A 14793-nucleotide genomic window follows, 5' to 3' on the forward strand; every position below is an offset into this window, starting at 1 on the left:
TATGGAAAATAAAAATACTTATACCATTATACTATCCTCACATGATTTAATCAAACAACACAATATTAGTAGATAAAAAATTAAGCATCCAATAAAAAGAATATTGGGTGCTTAATTTATAAAAAACTTTATTATGTTCTTAGAAGTTTATTTCTATGTTTATTTTTCTTCAAAATAATTAATAAGTGATTTATTATGATGTTCTAATGTTATTGAAATTATTTTTTTAGTAAATAACTTAATCATATGATCAGGCATTTTATAGGATCTAAAATTAGAAATAATACTTTGATAGTCATTTTCTATTATATCAAAAACTGTATCAGCTTCTTTTGAGTTATCTTGACGGAAATCTAAGTCATCATCTTCATCTAAACTTCTTATTAATGAAAAAGTATTAGGAATATCAGTTACTATAGTATTTGGGGCAGAGCTTGAGAATACTTTGCCATTAAACTCTCCTATTAAATCTTTAGATTTTGTTATGGTAGAAGAAAACCCTTTGGAAAACATCATTAAACTTAATGGATCTCTAAACACTTCAAAAACAAGGTCATCACTCATATATTTATCTGCTGGAACCATTGTATACCTCCTTAGAAACTTATTTTATTATTAAAGATTATGAAATTAATTTATTTATTAGAACTTTTAATTCAACAAAAGTTTTTCATAAGAATATGATGTTTATAAGGAGGTAATGAGCATGTATCCTGAAGATAAAAGAATAAGAGAAACCTTTATTGGTATAGAGGAAACAGTAAAAATAAACAATGGAAAATTCACAAAATCAATAAATTTTGATAATGCAGCTACCACTCCTGCTTTTAAAAAAGTTCTAGAAAGTGTAAATAATTTTATACCTTATTACGGAAGCGTTTCTAGAGGGGAAGGGTTTAAATCAAAAGTAAGTACAGATATATATGAAAAGTCTCGAGAAAAAATTCTTGAATTATTTTCTTTATCAGGTAGGACAGATTATGAAGTAATATATGTAAAAAATGCAACAGAAGGACTAAATAAGTTATCAAATAGATTGATAACTTCCCCAAATGATTTAGTTATAAGCACTAGAATGGAACATCATTCAAATGATTTGCCATGGAGAGGAAAATGCAGATTAGATTATATTGAGGTGGATGAATACGGAAGATTATCAGTAGATGATATAGAAAAAAAGCTTAAAGAAAATGAAGGACAATTTAAATATTTAACTATTACTGGAGCATCAAATGTAACTGGATATGTAAATCCGGTTAATAAGATAGCTAAATTAGTTCACAAATACGGTGGAAAAATTATAGTTGATGGAGCTCAACTTATTCCGCATGAAAAAGTTAATATGGCAGGGTTAGAGCCTGGGGAAGAGATAGATTACTTGGTATTTTCAGCTCATAAGATGTATGCACCTTTTGGAATAGGCGTTATTGTAGCTTTGAAGGAAGGGTTTATACATGGAGAACCTGATTATAAGGGTGGCGGAACTGTAAATTTTGTAACTGATGATAATGTTATTTGGGGGGAAGGATCTAGTAGAGATGAAGCCGGAACTCCAAATCTTTTAGGTGTAATAGCTTTACTTGCTGCAATTGATGAAATTAATAAAATTAGTTACAGGACAATAGAAAAAAGAGAAGAGTGGCTAACAAGAGAACTATTAAGAGGATTAAATAATATTGGTAATATTGATATATATGGATATCCATATTATGATGGCAATAGATTAGGAATAGGGGCTTTTAATGTAAGAGGTTTATGGCATGGGCACGTAGCTAGTCTTTTATCTGAGCTTGGAGGAATTAGTGTCAGAAATGGATGTTTTTGCGCTCAGCCATATGTCCAAAGATTATTAAATATAGATAATGAAACTATTGAAGAACATTTTAGAAATCCTCATAGAATAAAGGAAGGTATGGTAAGAGTAAGCTTTGGAGTTTATAATACCTTAGATGAAGTATGGAGGTTTTTAAATACACTAGAGTATATTGCAAAAAATTATAGGTAAAGGTGATGGATTAATCCATCACCTTTTAAAGTGGCTTTATTTGTTAAAAGCTTTATACTTTGGAAGACTATTCTCAAAGTGTAAAGAAGGATTACCTGAAATCAAAGGATTTAAATAGTCTAGGGCTTTTTCAGTTACATGATTTCCAGCCTCATTAATCCATTCACTTGGGAAATACTTAACTTTATTAGCAACTTTAGTAGTCTCTATAGGGAAAGTTGAGTATTCGTAAGGAGCGTTAGACTCTCTTTTTATAGCAACCATCATACCTGTTAAGCCCTCTAGAGCATACTTTAATGCATCATAGCCTACTTGGTAAGCCTCGTCAATATCAAGGTCAGAAGCTGAATGCATAGAGCATCTTTGAAGTATTCCAAGCTCTAATGCTTTAACTCTAGTTGTAATACCAGCATCAACAATAGTTGATTTTAAGTAATTTCCTACACCACCTAACTGAGCATGTCCAAAGTTGTCATGTAAGCCAAGTGGGTTAATTTGAGCTAAAAAGTCACCTTGTTCATTTATTAAACCTTCGGATGCAACCACATAAACTCTGTTCTTTTCCTTAAAACGAGTGTTAACATCCTCTAAAAATTTTCCTACAACGAAAGGTTTTTCAGGTAAATATATAAAATCAGCAACTGAAGAACCATTCTCTTTAGCTAAAGCAGCAGAAGCAGCTAGCCAGCCAGTATCTCTTCCCATAGTTTCTAAAATGAATATTCCATTATTCATATAAACAGAAGCATCATAATTAGTTTCTAAAACTGTAGTAGATATAAACTTTGCAGCAGAACCAAATCCAGGGGTATGATCAGTATACATTAAATCATTATCTATAGTTTTAGGAATACCTATAAACTTTATATCTATGTTATATTCTTTTCCATATGCACTTAATTTAGAAATTGTGTCCATAGAATCATTTCCGCCTACATAGAAAAAGGCCTTTATATCTAATTCTTTAAATATTTCCATTAATTTTTCATATTCTTCAAGGGATTCTGTGTGACTTTTTAATTTATATCTACAAGAACCTAAGCCAGAAGATGGGGTGTACTTAAATATATCTAATTTACTTTGTGATACATCACTTAAGTTAATAAATTTTTTATTTAAGATACCTTCAATTCCATGTAGTCCTCCATAAACAGTATCAAATGCATTTAAATTATGGTTTGCTTCAACTAAACCTACAACACTAGAATTTATTACTGACGTTGGTCCGCCAGATTGTGCAATAATACAATTAGCCATTTTTTCCTCCCTATATTAAATGGTATATCACTCTAAATGTGCTATACTATTTCTTTTTAAATGTTATCCTATTATATGATATATGTATTATTATAATATGTCAAAGGAATTTTGTTGAAAAAACTCAGAATTTACATTGTTAATATAAGAAAAAGAGTTGAATGTGCTATACTATATAAATTTAATAGAAATTAAAAATATTAAAAATTTCGAGAATAATTATGTTAATGTGAAATATTATATAAAGATAGTATTAATGAGGAGATTAGACGGAAATGGAGAAGGTTTTAATTATTGCATTAGCTCTAGCAATGGATGCGTTTGGAGTTTCGCTTAGTATAGGTATAAATTGTGCAGTAAAAAGAAAAAATAAATTTTATTTTGCATTATCATTTGGAGTATTTCAGTTTTTATTATCATTAATCGGAGCTGTAGGGGGATACTTCTTCAATAATTATGTAGCAGACATACCTAATATATTAGGAGGAGGGGTTATCGCAATAGTTGGTGTTATGATGATAAAGGAGGGAATGGAAAGCAAGGATGAGTGTATTTTATTAAACCCTAAAATGTATATAATATTAGGACTGTCTGTAAGTATAGATGCATTGGTAGTAGGATTCACGGCACTACATGATATAATAAATCCTGTGCTTATACTTATGGATACACTAGTTATAGGTGGGGTAACATTAATACTTTGTCTCTTTTCTTTTTACTTATCTAGATATGCTAAAAGGATAAGCTTTGTAGCTAAATATGCAGATTATTTAGGTGGAATAATATTAATGTTTTTTGGAATGAAAATGATGTTTAATATGTAATCACAATAATAAAAACTTGAATACAATGACATATACTTATGATATAATAAAAAGAAAAGTAACAATAGAGGGAACGTATGAATTGGGAGAATTTATTAAAAGATAAAAAAATAAAAGTTACTAGAGCTAGAATAGATATTTTAAAAATACTACAAGAATGCCAAAAAAGTATGACAGCAGAACATATCTACTCTATATTTTGTGAGCATAATAAAGATGTAAACATATCGACTATATATAGAAGTCTAGAATTATTTGAGGAAAAAAATATTGTAGACAAAGTGTTCCTTCCAGAAGGTGTTAATGGTTTTTCATTAAAGAAGGATGATCACAAACATAGATTAAAATGTGAAGTTTGCAATAAGGAAATATTAGTTCATTGCCCATTTAAACAAATAGAAGAACTAATTAACTCTGAAGCGAATTTTAAGATAACAGATCATTCTATAACCCTAAAAGGAATATGTGAAGACTGTAATGATAAAAACAATAAAGGAAAACATAACTAAAGGCACAAAATTATTTTGTGCCTTTAACTATTATATAAGTACTTGTTGAGTATATATTGTATTTTTAAAATCATTTATAGTATAAAGATTAGCACAGCAGTCTTTAACGTTTATTATATGAGTAGAATAAGCTAAAGCTTTAGAAATATTATGTTCAACAGAAAGAATTGTAATCCCTTTTTCTTTATTCAAAGTTCTAAGTAGTTCATAAAGTTCTTGTTGAGTCTTAGCATCTAATCCTGAAGAAAGCTCATCTAGTGCAAGTAGTCCTGGATTACCTAATAAAGCTCTTCCTATAAAAATTCTTTGTTGCTGTCCTCCAGATAAGGAACCTATGAGACTATTTTTAAAAGAGGTCATATTAACATATCTTAAAACTTCATCTATGGCTTTATTATCTTTAATACCTAGAGTTTTAGCGTGAACTTTTAATAGTTCTTTTACAGTAATAGGGAAACTGCTATTAAAGCTGTCCATTCGCTGAGGAACATAACCTACAGAGTAATTAGAGGTAGTTATAATACCTTTAATAGGTTTTAGTAGTCCTAATACTAACTTGAGTAAAGTAGTTTTTGCACTACCGTTTTCACCTATTATAGATAAAAATCCACCTTGGGGAATATTAAGATTAACGTTATTTAATATATAAGGATCTTTTCCAGTATAAGAAAAGAAAAGTTCTTTAACTTCTAGCAAAATTTATCAGCTCCTGTATTTATAATTATATATTAAATTATATAACTAAATGCGAATTGTTTGCAACAATAAAAAGTTAATCCACAGAAGCAATATTTTCTAGTTTCCAATATTTTTTTTCGGTTTTAGATAAAGAGACTCGATAAGTTAAATATTTATGAGGTGATTTATCATCTAAACCTGAGGCAATAACAACAGCAGTTTTATCATCTGAATAAAGTACATTCATTTCCTTAACTCGTAGGAGCCTATTATCTTTAGAGTAAGAGGATGTCATATAGTAATCTATAGAATAATAGATGTCCTTGCATTTACTTCGTATATATAAAGCTTTAAATGTAACAAATAGAGTAATTAACATTATTGAAGTTATTAATATTTTTAATAATCTTCTTTGAAGTCTAATTTTTTTATATTTATGAAACTTATAAATCCTTTTTTTCTTTCTAAGTTTTTTTGAATATTTTCTTTGGACTTGAACCTGAGAATTTAACATAATATCCACCTCCTTTTAATATATTACCAAATAATGGAATAAAAATAAATGAATAAATCTTAAATATTCCAATAATTGTAAAATAAAAATACAGTTGTTGCATAGAAGTGGCAAAAAACAATATAATAGAATCATAACATTTGTGAAAGGTAGGTATTTGAAGATGGATTTTTCGGCATTAGTATTAATGGAAAAAGATAAAGATACAGGTCACCTTATAAAAGAGATAGGAAGTTATGCAGTTAATGAAGGTGCTGTGTATGTTAATAAACTATATGTAATAGATGGAGAAGTAAACTTATATTTTCAGGTAAATAAAGATGTAGAGGATTGGGAATACTCAGCAGTGTATGATCTTTTTGATGTTGAGGCTTTTGAAACCTTAGGATATGACATTGAAGAAGTTGATGATGAGTTTAATCCAACTTGGATGATATCATTTCCTTTTGATGAGGAGCATGAAGAAGTAAGAGCTATATTAAATGAATTGTGTACTTTAATTAAGGATAATATAGAAAAAGTTTTTGAAAATATCCAAGATAAAAAAGCAGAATATGAAGAATAATAACTAAGAGGTGAAGTTTATGAGTGAAACAAAAAAAGTTAAACTTAGAGAAGAAATTCCTAGTGAATATAAATGGAAAATAGAAAAGGTTTATGAAGACACCACAGCTTGGGAAAATGACTTCAAATCTTTAAAAGAAGAGGGCATTAGGCTTAAAGATTTTTCAGGGAAGTTAACTACGGGAGAAAAGATATTAGAATATTTAAAATTAAATGAAGTAATATCTAGAAAAGCAGAGAAATTATTAATTTATGCTCACTTAAGAAGTGATGAAAATACAGCTAATTCGGAGTTTCAAGTTTTAAAAGATAAGATAGATACATATCTTTCAGAACTTGGTAGCTATGGAGCTTTTTTTGTACCAGAGATATTAGAATTATCAGAAGAGTTTTTAATGGGAGAAATAAACAAAATCCCAGAACTAAAAGTATATGAGTTTTTATTTAAAGATATACTTAAGGAGAAACCACATACTCTTACAAAAGAAATGGAAGAGTTAATGGCTTCAGTTTCTGATTGTTTAGATGCGCCATATAATATCCACAATATGCTTACAAATGCAGATATGACCTTTGGAAACATAAAAGATGAGGATGGTCATGATGTTGAGTTAACAGAAGGTAACTATTCTTCTTTCGTTAGAAGTAAAAATAGAGGAGTAAGGGAAACTGCTTTTAAAACTCTATATACTTCATATAAAGGACTTCAAAATACTTTAGCAACAAGTTTAAGTGCATCATTAAAAAACTTTATATTTGGAGCTAAAACAAGAAACTATAAAAATTCTTTAGAATATGCTCTAAAACCTAACGATATTCCATTAGAGGTTTACCATAATGCAATAAATACAATTCATAAGAACTTACCATTACTTCATAGATATATAGGACTTAAAAAGAAGTTACTTGGATTAGATGAAATGCATATGTATGATTTATATGTTCCTGCTATAGAGGTTCCAAAGGAACACATAGAATATAAGGATGGAATAGATATAATATTAGAAGGATTAAAACCATTAGGTGAAGAATACTTAAGCATTTTTAAAGAAGGAATAAATAATGGCTGGATTGATGTATATGAGAATAAAGGAAAAAGAGGCGGAGCTTACTCTTGGGGTGCATATGATACAATGCCTTATGTACTTTTAAACTACAATTATGACATTAATGATGTATCAACTTTAGCTCATGAAATGGGTCACTCTATACATTCATATTATTCAAGAAAATATCAACCACACTTTTATTCCTCATATACAATTTTTTGTGCAGAGGTTGCTTCAACTACCAATGAAGCTTTATTAATACATCATCTTATAAATAAAGAAACTGATAAAAATAAAAAATTATATCTAATTAATCAAGAACTTGAGCAAATAAGAACAACAGTATTTAGACAATTGATGTTTGGAGAATTTGAGCTTATAACTCATGAAAGTATAGAAAAAGGAGAACCTTTATCTTCAGAAAGTCTTAATAAGATATGGTTAGATTTAAACAAAAAATATCACGGAGAGCATATGGTGGTTGACAATGAAATAGAAAGTGAATGGAGTAGAATTCCACACTTCTATACTGACTTCTACGTATATCAATATGCTACAGGTTATGCAGCGGCATCTGCTTTTGCTAATTCTATATTAGATGGAGAAAAGGATGCAGTAGAAAACTATATAGGTTTCTTAAAGAGCGGTGGTTCAGATTATCCAATTAATATACTTAAAAAAGCTGGGGTTGATATGACTACACCAGAACCTATAGATGCGACTATGGAAAGATTTAAAGAATTATTAGATATGCTTGAAAATGAAATTAAGTGAAACTTGATTTAGGTGTAGTTTGATCTCCATCTGAATCTTAGTTGAACTTATCTAGGATCGTGGCATTGTTAACTCACTCCTTAATAGAGGATGGGAGTGTTACAGTGGCTAGACATCAGATAAGTAATAATTTGGGTGCTGCATAATTTGCAGCACTTGTTTTTTATAAAAAATATCTATAAAATTAATTTAATGATAGAATGGGGTTAAGTAAAAACAGTCTATAAGAAGTTGAAAGGAATTTATTAGATGAAGAATTTTGAAAAAAGATTATTTGATACTTTAGTAAACCAATATAATTTCTACATAAAAGAGATTGAAAATGAACACTTAAAGTGGGTAGCAAAATTAAAAATTGATAATGGGGAACTTGCTGTAGGAGTAGTAGATAAAACTTATAAGGATTTAGAAATAGCTGTAGAGGAAGGTTTTTTTATTAGGGTTATATATGGAAGTTATGATGGAGAACCGTTAAAGCAAGGAGATGTATATTTTTCTCCAGAAGAAAAGAGAGTAGTAGCTGCTTGGAATAATGAGACTCCGTTTATACAGATGATAGATTCTATTTATAAAAAAACATCTCGAGATTCAGAAGATAAAAACTCTACTATAACCTTTGGGCTTATAGCAATTAATGTTATAGTGTTTTTAATATCAGCTTATTTTTCAAAAAGTATAGTTAATATAGATTATAGTGTTCTTTATATAATGGGGGCAAAATTTAATTATGCAATATTAAATTATGGAGAGTATTGGAGACTTATAACATCAGCTTTTTTACATGGAGGGATTGTACACATAGCTGTGAATATGTATTGTCTTTATTATGCTGGAAACCAAGTAAGTCGGGTATATGGTAATAAAAAGTATTTACTTATATACTTACTAAGTTCTGTAGGATCATCAGTTTTATCTATGGTTAACAGCCAGTCACTTTCGGTAGGGGCTTCTGGGGCTATTTTTGGATTGTTTGGTGCAAGTGCTGTTTTTGCGTTTAAAGAGAGAAGTAGAATAGGTAAAGGGCATCTAATAACCCTAATATCTATTATAGCTACCAATCTAGTAATAGGATTTATGCTTCCTAATATAGATAACTTAGGACATTTAGGAGGATTAATTGTTGGTGCTTTATTAGGATTTGCATTATATAAAAAGCAAACAAGGAATTAAAGAATTTAAGCACCAAAGAACTTAAGTTCCGAAGAATTAAAGAATTCTCCTAAGAAACATACAAAGACTTGGTAGAAAAGTAAAAAATGCAGAAGAACTCTCTTTACAAAAGTTCTTCTGCATTTTATTTAAGCCATAGCAACTAAATCATCATAGTAAATAGTTTCTTCTTTTAGTAGCATTCTAGCTATCTTATCAAGTTGATCCATGTTTTCATTAAGTAAAAGTTTTGTATCCTCGTAAAGCTCTTCTAAAAGGGTTTTAGCTTCTTCAATTACTACATTTCCATAGGAAGTAGAAAGTGAACCTAAAGAGGACATTTTTAATAAGCCTAAGTTTTGTCCCATTCCATACTCAGATATCATAGACATAACTATCTCAGTTGATGAATTTAAATCTCCATAGGCTCCTGTAGTAATATTATCTTTCCCAAAGATTAATTCTTCAGCAGCACGTCCAGCTAATAAAACCATTATTTTATTTTTTAAATTTGTAATAGTTTGATAAGCTTTATCCTTAGGAACTGTTAAGGTATATCCTCCAGCACCTTTTGTAGTCGGGATAATAGTAACCTTTGATATTTTATCTTCAGGTGTTTTTAATAAAGAACACAGAGCATGTCCAGCTTCGTGATAAGCTGTTATTTTTTTCTCTAAATCAGTTATATGAGATCTATTTTTTTTCTCGTAACCTGCAATTACTATATCGTAAGCTGAATTTATATGCTCATTAGTTAAAAATTCTGTTTCTTCCTTTGCTGCTAATATAGCTGCTTCGTTAGTTAAACTTTCAAGTTTAGCACCAGAAAAATAAGCTGTTTTTTCAGCTATATCTTTAATATTTAAATCTTTATAAGGTTTATTTTTTAGATGAAGATTAAGTATATGCTCTCTGGCAGTTATATCAGGAAGAGAGACTTCTATATGTCTATCAAATCTTCCAGGTCTTAATAGTGCAGGATCTAATATATCTAATCTGTTCGTTGCAGCAATAACTACAATACCTTCTTTTTCAGTAAATCCAGACATCTCAGTTAATAAGGCATTTAATGTTTGATCTCTTTCATCTGTACCAGAAGAGTTTTTAGAGCCATCTCTTTTTTTACCGATAGCATCAATCTCATCTATAAATATTAAAGCTTTTCCTTTATCCCTTGCCTTTTTAAATACAGAACGTACTCTTGAAGCGCCGACACCTACATACATTTGCATAAAGTCTGAACCACTCATAGCATAAAAGGGAACATTACTTTCTCCAGCAACTGCTTTTGCAAGTAGTGTTTTACCTGTTCCTGGTTCTCCATATAAAATGACTCCTTTAGGAATTCTAGCTCCATAACGTGCATATTTATCAGGGTTTTTTAGAAAATCTACTACATCTTGAAGACTTTCTTTAGCTTCGTCATTTCCAGCAACTTTTGAAAAATCATATTTTGTCTTCATATCAGTTGAAACATCTTCAGGAGAAAATGAAGATCCTATAGGTAATCTCTTAGTATTAACAGAATATAATACTATAAAAAGTATTGAAGCAACTAAAGTTAAAGCAGGGATAGTCTTAACCAAGGGGGTGCTACTTTGTCTTTTTACTATAACTCCGTTACTTAGAAGTTCTTCCTGAAAATCAGGGCTTTGAGGGTTAGTTGTTATATATTTTTCACCAGAGTTTAAAATTACAAGGATATTTTCTGTGTTATTTAATTCAACCTTTTGAATATTTCTGCTTTGAAAGTCTTCCTTAAAGTTTAAATAGGATTTTTTTTCATAAGAGTTAAAGCCTAAATCTACATATATAAGAGAAACTATAGAAAGTAAGGCTGTTATTAATGGTATTATAAGTATTTTCTTCTTTAGTTTATTCATAATTGCCCCCCAGTTTTTAGAATATTAACGATTATATACTTTAAATTATATATTTTTAATAGATATTGTCTAATGAATTACATAAGTTTTGGTAATGTAAGTTATGGATAATTGACCAAATATGAGTTATACTTAATTAAGTTAAAATGTGTAATTTTAGGGGGAACCATGAACATATCAGAAGTAAAAGTAAAACTTACAAAAGAGGATTTGTTAGATTTATTAAGAGAGGTAATTGATTTAAAAGGATTGATTATAAACTCAATAGAGCTAGATAATAAAATAGGAATAAAAGGTACATATAAAAAATTATTTAATATAAAATTTTCAATTTTCTTTAATATAGTGGAAGTAAGGGGGCAGGATTTAGTTATAAAGTTATCAGAATTAAAAGCTCTTGGTATTCCAGCAATAAAACCAATAAGAAAGTTGATCCTTAGAAAAATACTTACTGATTTTAAAAAGTTAGGAATTGAAGTTGAAAATGATACTGTAATTATACACTTAAATGAGTTAATTAAAGATTTTAAATTCTTAAGATTAGGTTCATTAAATATAGTTCAAGATAAAGATAGTCTAACAGTAAATTTATATAACTCAAAGATAGAAGTAAAGAAGTTAATGGATAAAAGTCCTATGGAGAAATCAGAAGTTATAGGGGAAATATCTGAAGTAAGAGAAGAAGTAAAAACTTTAGAAGAGGCTGATAAAATTGAAGAGAACGTGGAAGTTGTTTCTACTGAAGTTATCGTAGAAAAGACAAAGGATTACTATAGTGAGGGAAGAGATTATGTGGAAAATAAGATTCCTGAGAGGCTTAAGTCTGTTGAGGATTACATATTATTAGTTCCAGATATACTTGCATTAATAGTAAGGCTTATGAAAGACAACAGAATTAATAATCAAACAAAGATAGCAGTTGCAGCATCAATTGGTTATATTGTTGTTCCTAAAGATATTATTTTTGATAAAATACCTATAGTGGGAAGTATAGATGATATGGCTGTAGTATTATTTGCATTAAATAAGTTAATAAATGATGTTCCACTAGAGGTTATATTAGAAAATTGGGCAGGTAATGAAAAGAATATAATAGTTTTGAAAAATGCTTTAGAGTACGTAAAGAGATTTACTAAAGCAAATAACTTGGATAAATTATATTCAGTAGTTGAGGCTTTGACTTAGTAAGGAGGATAAAATGGGAAAGTTTTATGCTGTAGCACAAGGTAAGAGTAATTTACCTCTTATTCTTGAGAGCTGGGATGAATGTAAAAAGGAAGTTATAGGTTGTAAAGGGGCTATATATAAAAGTTTTGGAAATAGAAAAGAGGCAGAAAATTTCATAGCACTTCATCTAGGGGATAAGGTAGAGGGCGAAGAGCCTGAAAATGGAGTTTTTATATATGTTGATGGTAGCTTTATGGAAGCTAAAAACAATTATTCTTATGGATTAGTAGTTGTAAAAGATGGAGAAGTAATTCATAAGGATAAGGGTGTAGGTTATAAAAAAGAAGATATTTCTCTAAGAAATGTTGCAGGAGAAGTTATGGGTTCCATGAAGGCAGTTGAATATGCTATTAACAACGATTATAAGGAAATTACAATATGTTATGATTATCAAGGAATCGAATGTTGGGCTAAAGGAACTTGGCAGAGGAATAAGGATTTAACTAAATATTATCATGAATTTATGAAAAAAAATATGAACCTTATTAATGTGTCGTTCAAAAAAATCAAAGGTCACAGTGGCGATAAATATAATGATTTAGCAGATAAACTTGCAAAGGAAGCACTAGATAATACCAACAATTAATCCAAAATTTTCAGTGAGTATTAAATTTATTACTGCATATACTATAATCGACAAAAAAAAATAAAATATTACAGTGAGGTGTAGTAGTATGGGAAAATTTGTGAGCGGAATAACTACAGGGGCAATAGTAGGAGCAGCTTTCGGTATGATGGTCCTACCACAGCTAGATAGAAAAACACAAAAAGCTTTTAGAAAAGCTGGCAAAAAAGTCATGAATGCGGCAGGCGATACCTACGGAGACATGATGGGATGGATGAAATAGTTCGAGAGATTCTCTCGAACTTTTTTTTTGACAGAATTAAATTTTTTTAATAGAATTTTGTAGAAAATTTAAATTTTAACAGGTAATTTTTTTATAAAATATATTAAAAAATAAGGTTATATGGTATAATTTAAATAAATTTTTAGAATAAATTTAATATTTTCGTAATGCTATAGCAATGATATAAGAGAAGGAAGAGTGATTTATGGAAATTCTTTCATTAGGGGAAAAAATTAAAAGAAAAAGAAAAGAGTTAAATATGACTCTAAAAGATTTGGCAGGGGATAGAATAACTCCAGGACAGATATCTTTAGTTGAATCTGGGCGTTCAAATCCATCAATGGATCTTTTAGAATATTTAGCAGATGCTTTAAAAACCTCTGTAGAGTACTTAATGGAATCTGAGGAAACTCAAGCAGAGAAGATATGTATGTATTATGAGCAGGTAGCTGAAGCATATATACTATCTGGAGATTATTTTATGGGAGAGAAGTATATAGAAAATGGATTATACTATTCTGAAAAGTATAATCTTGAATATAGAAAAGCTAGAATATTGTTTTTAACAGGCAAAATTCATATGTTAAAAGATGAACTGGTTGCAGCTCAACAATACTTCTTGTCTTCTAATGTAATCTTTATAAAAAATAATAATTTTGAAGAGGTAGTTAAGACATTTCTTTGTTTAGGGAAAATAACACTAAAATTAAAAGCATACCATTCTACAAGCTCCTATTTAAAACAAGCAGAAAAAGTTTATATAGATAATAATATAGGTAATGATCAGCTACTTGGAGAAATATATTATTATATGGCAAATTCATTTTTTAAGACGGATAATGTTAAGCAGTCAATAGATTATGCTTTTTTAGCTAAGGAAAAATTTCAAAAGATATATAATAAAAAAGATTATGCTAGAACACTTTTATTGCTTTCAGATGAATATAGTGAAAGTGGAGACCTTATTAATGCTATTAAATATTCTAAAAAAGCTTTAGAAGTATATCAAGAGTTAGAAGACATATCCAGTATAGCAGAAATAGAAAATAGCTTGGGAAGGCTATTTTATGAATTCGAAAATATTGAAGAATCCTTTATTCATTATAACTTGGCTAAAGGCATCAGACTTAGTAATAATGATGAGAAACTTGTTAATACACTTCTTAACATATGCGAAAACTATTTAAAGATAAAAGATGTGGAGAAGTGTGAAGAGGGTATAAAAGAGATATATAAACATATTAGAGATGATGACCATGAGAATAGAATAGAATGTAATTTATTAGAGTATAGAATTAACTTAATTAAAGACATACAAAATGAAGCTGAAAACATACTTATAGATACATATAAATATGCAATTAGTAATGATTGCAATAAGAGAGCAGGACAAATTGCTATAATGTTAGGGAAATTCTATATGGATAGTAAAAGGGAAAAGGAAGCTGCTAAATATTTGGATTATGGGATTGATATATTTAATAGTATTGGGTTATTAAGAAATTAATGGCA

15 protein-coding genes are annotated in these 14793 nt (G+C 29.1%); 10 read left to right on the top strand and 5 right to left on the bottom strand.

Translation table 11 applies throughout. From position 1 onward, the window contains the following. Nucleotides 1–159: 159 nt before the first annotated feature. The gene (locus P8F83_RS01245; RefSeq protein ID WP_326513105.1) at nt 160–585 is read right to left on the bottom strand and encodes a hypothetical protein; all 426 of its coding nucleotides are present in this window, start codon (nt 583–585) and stop codon (nt 160–162) included. Between the two features lie 121 nt (nt 586–706). Between P8F83_RS01245 and P8F83_RS01250 the strand changes: the two genes are divergently transcribed. Continuing rightward, the gene (locus tag P8F83_RS01250; protein WP_326513106.1) at nt 707–2005 is read left to right on the top strand and encodes an aminotransferase class V-fold PLP-dependent enzyme; all 1299 of its coding nucleotides are present in this window, start codon (nt 707–709) and stop codon (nt 2003–2005) included. Nucleotides 2006–2041: 36 nt separating this feature from the next. On the opposite strand, the gene P8F83_RS01255 is transcribed toward P8F83_RS01250, so the two are convergent. After that, nucleotides 2042–3262, bottom strand: coding sequence for a 6-phosphofructokinase (locus P8F83_RS01255; protein WP_326513107.1), 1221 nt, complete (start codon nt 3260–3262; stop codon nt 2042–2044). Nucleotides 3263–3537: 275 nt separating this feature from the next. Here P8F83_RS01255 and P8F83_RS01260 point away from each other — a divergent pair, with 275 nt between their 5' ends. After that, nucleotides 3538–4086, top strand: a complete 549-nt coding sequence (locus P8F83_RS01260; protein ID WP_326513108.1) for a manganese efflux pump MntP — start codon at nt 3538–3540, stop codon at nt 4084–4086. A gap of 77 nt (nt 4087–4163) precedes the next feature. Next, entirely contained in the window at nt 4164–4595 is a 432-nt protein-coding gene (locus P8F83_RS01265) for a Fur family transcriptional regulator (RefSeq protein ID WP_315112569.1), read from the top strand. 30 nt (nt 4596–4625) lie between these two features. Here the strand turns inward: P8F83_RS01265 and P8F83_RS01270 are convergent, their stop codons facing one another. Both P8F83_RS01270 and P8F83_RS01275 read right to left on the bottom strand, forming a co-directional pair. Then, entirely contained in the window at nt 4626–5291 is a 666-nt protein-coding gene (locus P8F83_RS01270; RefSeq protein ID WP_326513109.1) for a metal ABC transporter ATP-binding protein, read from the bottom strand. A 76-nt stretch (nt 5292–5367) separates the two neighbouring features. Further along, nucleotides 5368–5787: a hypothetical protein gene (locus P8F83_RS01275; RefSeq protein ID WP_073017956.1), complete on the bottom strand. Its 420-nt coding sequence runs from the start codon at nt 5785–5787 to the stop codon at nt 5368–5370. 163 nt (nt 5788–5950) lie between these two features. On the opposite strand from P8F83_RS01275, the gene P8F83_RS01280 reads away from it, so the two are divergent. From P8F83_RS01280 to P8F83_RS01290, 3 genes are all read left to right on the top strand, one after another. Beyond that, nucleotides 5951–6352 carry a DUF6762 family protein gene (locus tag P8F83_RS01280; protein WP_073017955.1) on the top strand — a complete coding sequence of 134 codons (402 nt, stop codon included), beginning with the start codon at nt 5951–5953 and terminating at the stop codon, nt 6350–6352. 19 nt (nt 6353–6371) lie between these two features. Next, nucleotides 6372–8174 carry an oligoendopeptidase F gene (gene pepF / locus P8F83_RS01285; protein ID WP_326513110.1) on the top strand — a complete coding sequence of 601 codons (1803 nt, stop codon included), beginning with the start codon at nt 6372–6374 and terminating at the stop codon, nt 8172–8174. Nucleotides 8175–8423: 249 nt separating this feature from the next. Beyond that, a complete protein-coding gene (locus P8F83_RS01290) occupies nt 8424–9344 on the top strand; it encodes a rhomboid family intramembrane serine protease (RefSeq protein ID WP_326513111.1) in 921 nt (306 codons plus the stop codon). A gap of 128 nt (nt 9345–9472) precedes the next feature. Here the strand turns inward: P8F83_RS01290 and P8F83_RS01295 are convergent, their stop codons facing one another. Continuing rightward, complete coding sequence (locus tag P8F83_RS01295; protein WP_326513112.1) at nt 9473–11206, bottom strand: ATP-dependent metallopeptidase FtsH/Yme1/Tma family protein; 1734 nt, start codon at nt 11204–11206, stop codon at nt 9473–9475. A gap of 168 nt (nt 11207–11374) precedes the next feature. On the opposite strand from P8F83_RS01295, the gene P8F83_RS01300 reads away from it, so the two are divergent. From P8F83_RS01300 to P8F83_RS01315, 4 genes are all read left to right on the top strand, one after another. After that, on the top strand, nt 11375–12391 hold the full coding sequence (locus tag P8F83_RS01300) for a YkvA family protein (protein WP_326513113.1): 1017 nt from the start codon (nt 11375–11377) through the stop codon (nt 12389–12391). 13 nt (nt 12392–12404) lie between these two features. Beyond that, nucleotides 12405–13019, top strand: a complete 615-nt coding sequence (locus P8F83_RS01305) for a ribonuclease H family protein (protein ID WP_326513114.1) — start codon at nt 12405–12407, stop codon at nt 13017–13019. An 88-nt stretch (nt 13020–13107) separates the two neighbouring features. Then, nucleotides 13108–13281 (top strand): hypothetical protein, encoded by a 174-nt coding sequence (locus P8F83_RS01310; protein WP_021802943.1) that lies wholly within the window; start codon nt 13108–13110, stop codon nt 13279–13281. A 205-nt stretch (nt 13282–13486) separates the two neighbouring features. Beyond that, nucleotides 13487–14788: a helix-turn-helix transcriptional regulator gene (locus P8F83_RS01315; protein ID WP_326513115.1), complete on the top strand. Its 1302-nt coding sequence runs from the start codon at nt 13487–13489 to the stop codon at nt 14786–14788. Nucleotides 14789–14793: the final 5 nt, after the last annotated feature.

The organism is Clostridium intestinale (assembly GCF_035905475.1).
GTDB classification, from domain to species: Bacteria; Bacillota; Clostridia; order Clostridiales; family Clostridiaceae; genus Clostridium_T; species Clostridium_T intestinale.

Coding starts and splice junctions, on each gene's coding strand:
- P8F83_RS01290 (WP_326513111.1), top strand. CDS start 8,424: ATGAAGAATTTTGAAAAAAGATTATTTGATACTTTAGTAAACCAATAT.
- P8F83_RS01310 (WP_021802943.1), top strand. CDS start 13,108: ATGGGAAAATTTGTGAGCGGAATAACTACAGGGGCAATAGTAGGAGCA.
- P8F83_RS01280 (WP_073017955.1), top strand. CDS start 5,951: ATGGATTTTTCGGCATTAGTATTAATGGAAAAAGATAAAGATACAGGT.
- P8F83_RS01260 (WP_326513108.1), top strand. CDS start 3,538: ATGGAGAAGGTTTTAATTATTGCATTAGCTCTAGCAATGGATGCGTTT.
- P8F83_RS01245 (WP_326513105.1), bottom strand. CDS start 585: ATGGTTCCAGCAGATAAATATATGAGTGATGACCTTGTTTTTGAAGTG.
- P8F83_RS01300 (WP_326513113.1), top strand. CDS start 11,375: ATGAACATATCAGAAGTAAAAGTAAAACTTACAAAAGAGGATTTGTTA.
- P8F83_RS01295 (WP_326513112.1), bottom strand. CDS start 11,206: ATGAATAAACTAAAGAAGAAAATACTTATAATACCATTAATAACAGCC.
- P8F83_RS01315 (WP_326513115.1), top strand. CDS start 13,487: ATGGAAATTCTTTCATTAGGGGAAAAAATTAAAAGAAAAAGAAAAGAG.
- P8F83_RS01250 (WP_326513106.1), top strand. CDS start 707: ATGTATCCTGAAGATAAAAGAATAAGAGAAACCTTTATTGGTATAGAG.
- P8F83_RS01255 (WP_326513107.1), bottom strand. CDS start 3,262: ATGGCTAATTGTATTATTGCACAATCTGGCGGACCAACGTCAGTAATA.
- P8F83_RS01275 (WP_073017956.1), bottom strand. CDS start 5,787: ATGTTAAATTCTCAGGTTCAAGTCCAAAGAAAATATTCAAAAAAACTT.
- P8F83_RS01265 (WP_315112569.1), top strand. CDS start 4,164: ATGAATTGGGAGAATTTATTAAAAGATAAAAAAATAAAAGTTACTAGA.
- P8F83_RS01305 (WP_326513114.1), top strand. CDS start 12,405: ATGGGAAAGTTTTATGCTGTAGCACAAGGTAAGAGTAATTTACCTCTT.
- pepF (WP_326513110.1), top strand. CDS start 6,372: ATGAGTGAAACAAAAAAAGTTAAACTTAGAGAAGAAATTCCTAGTGAA.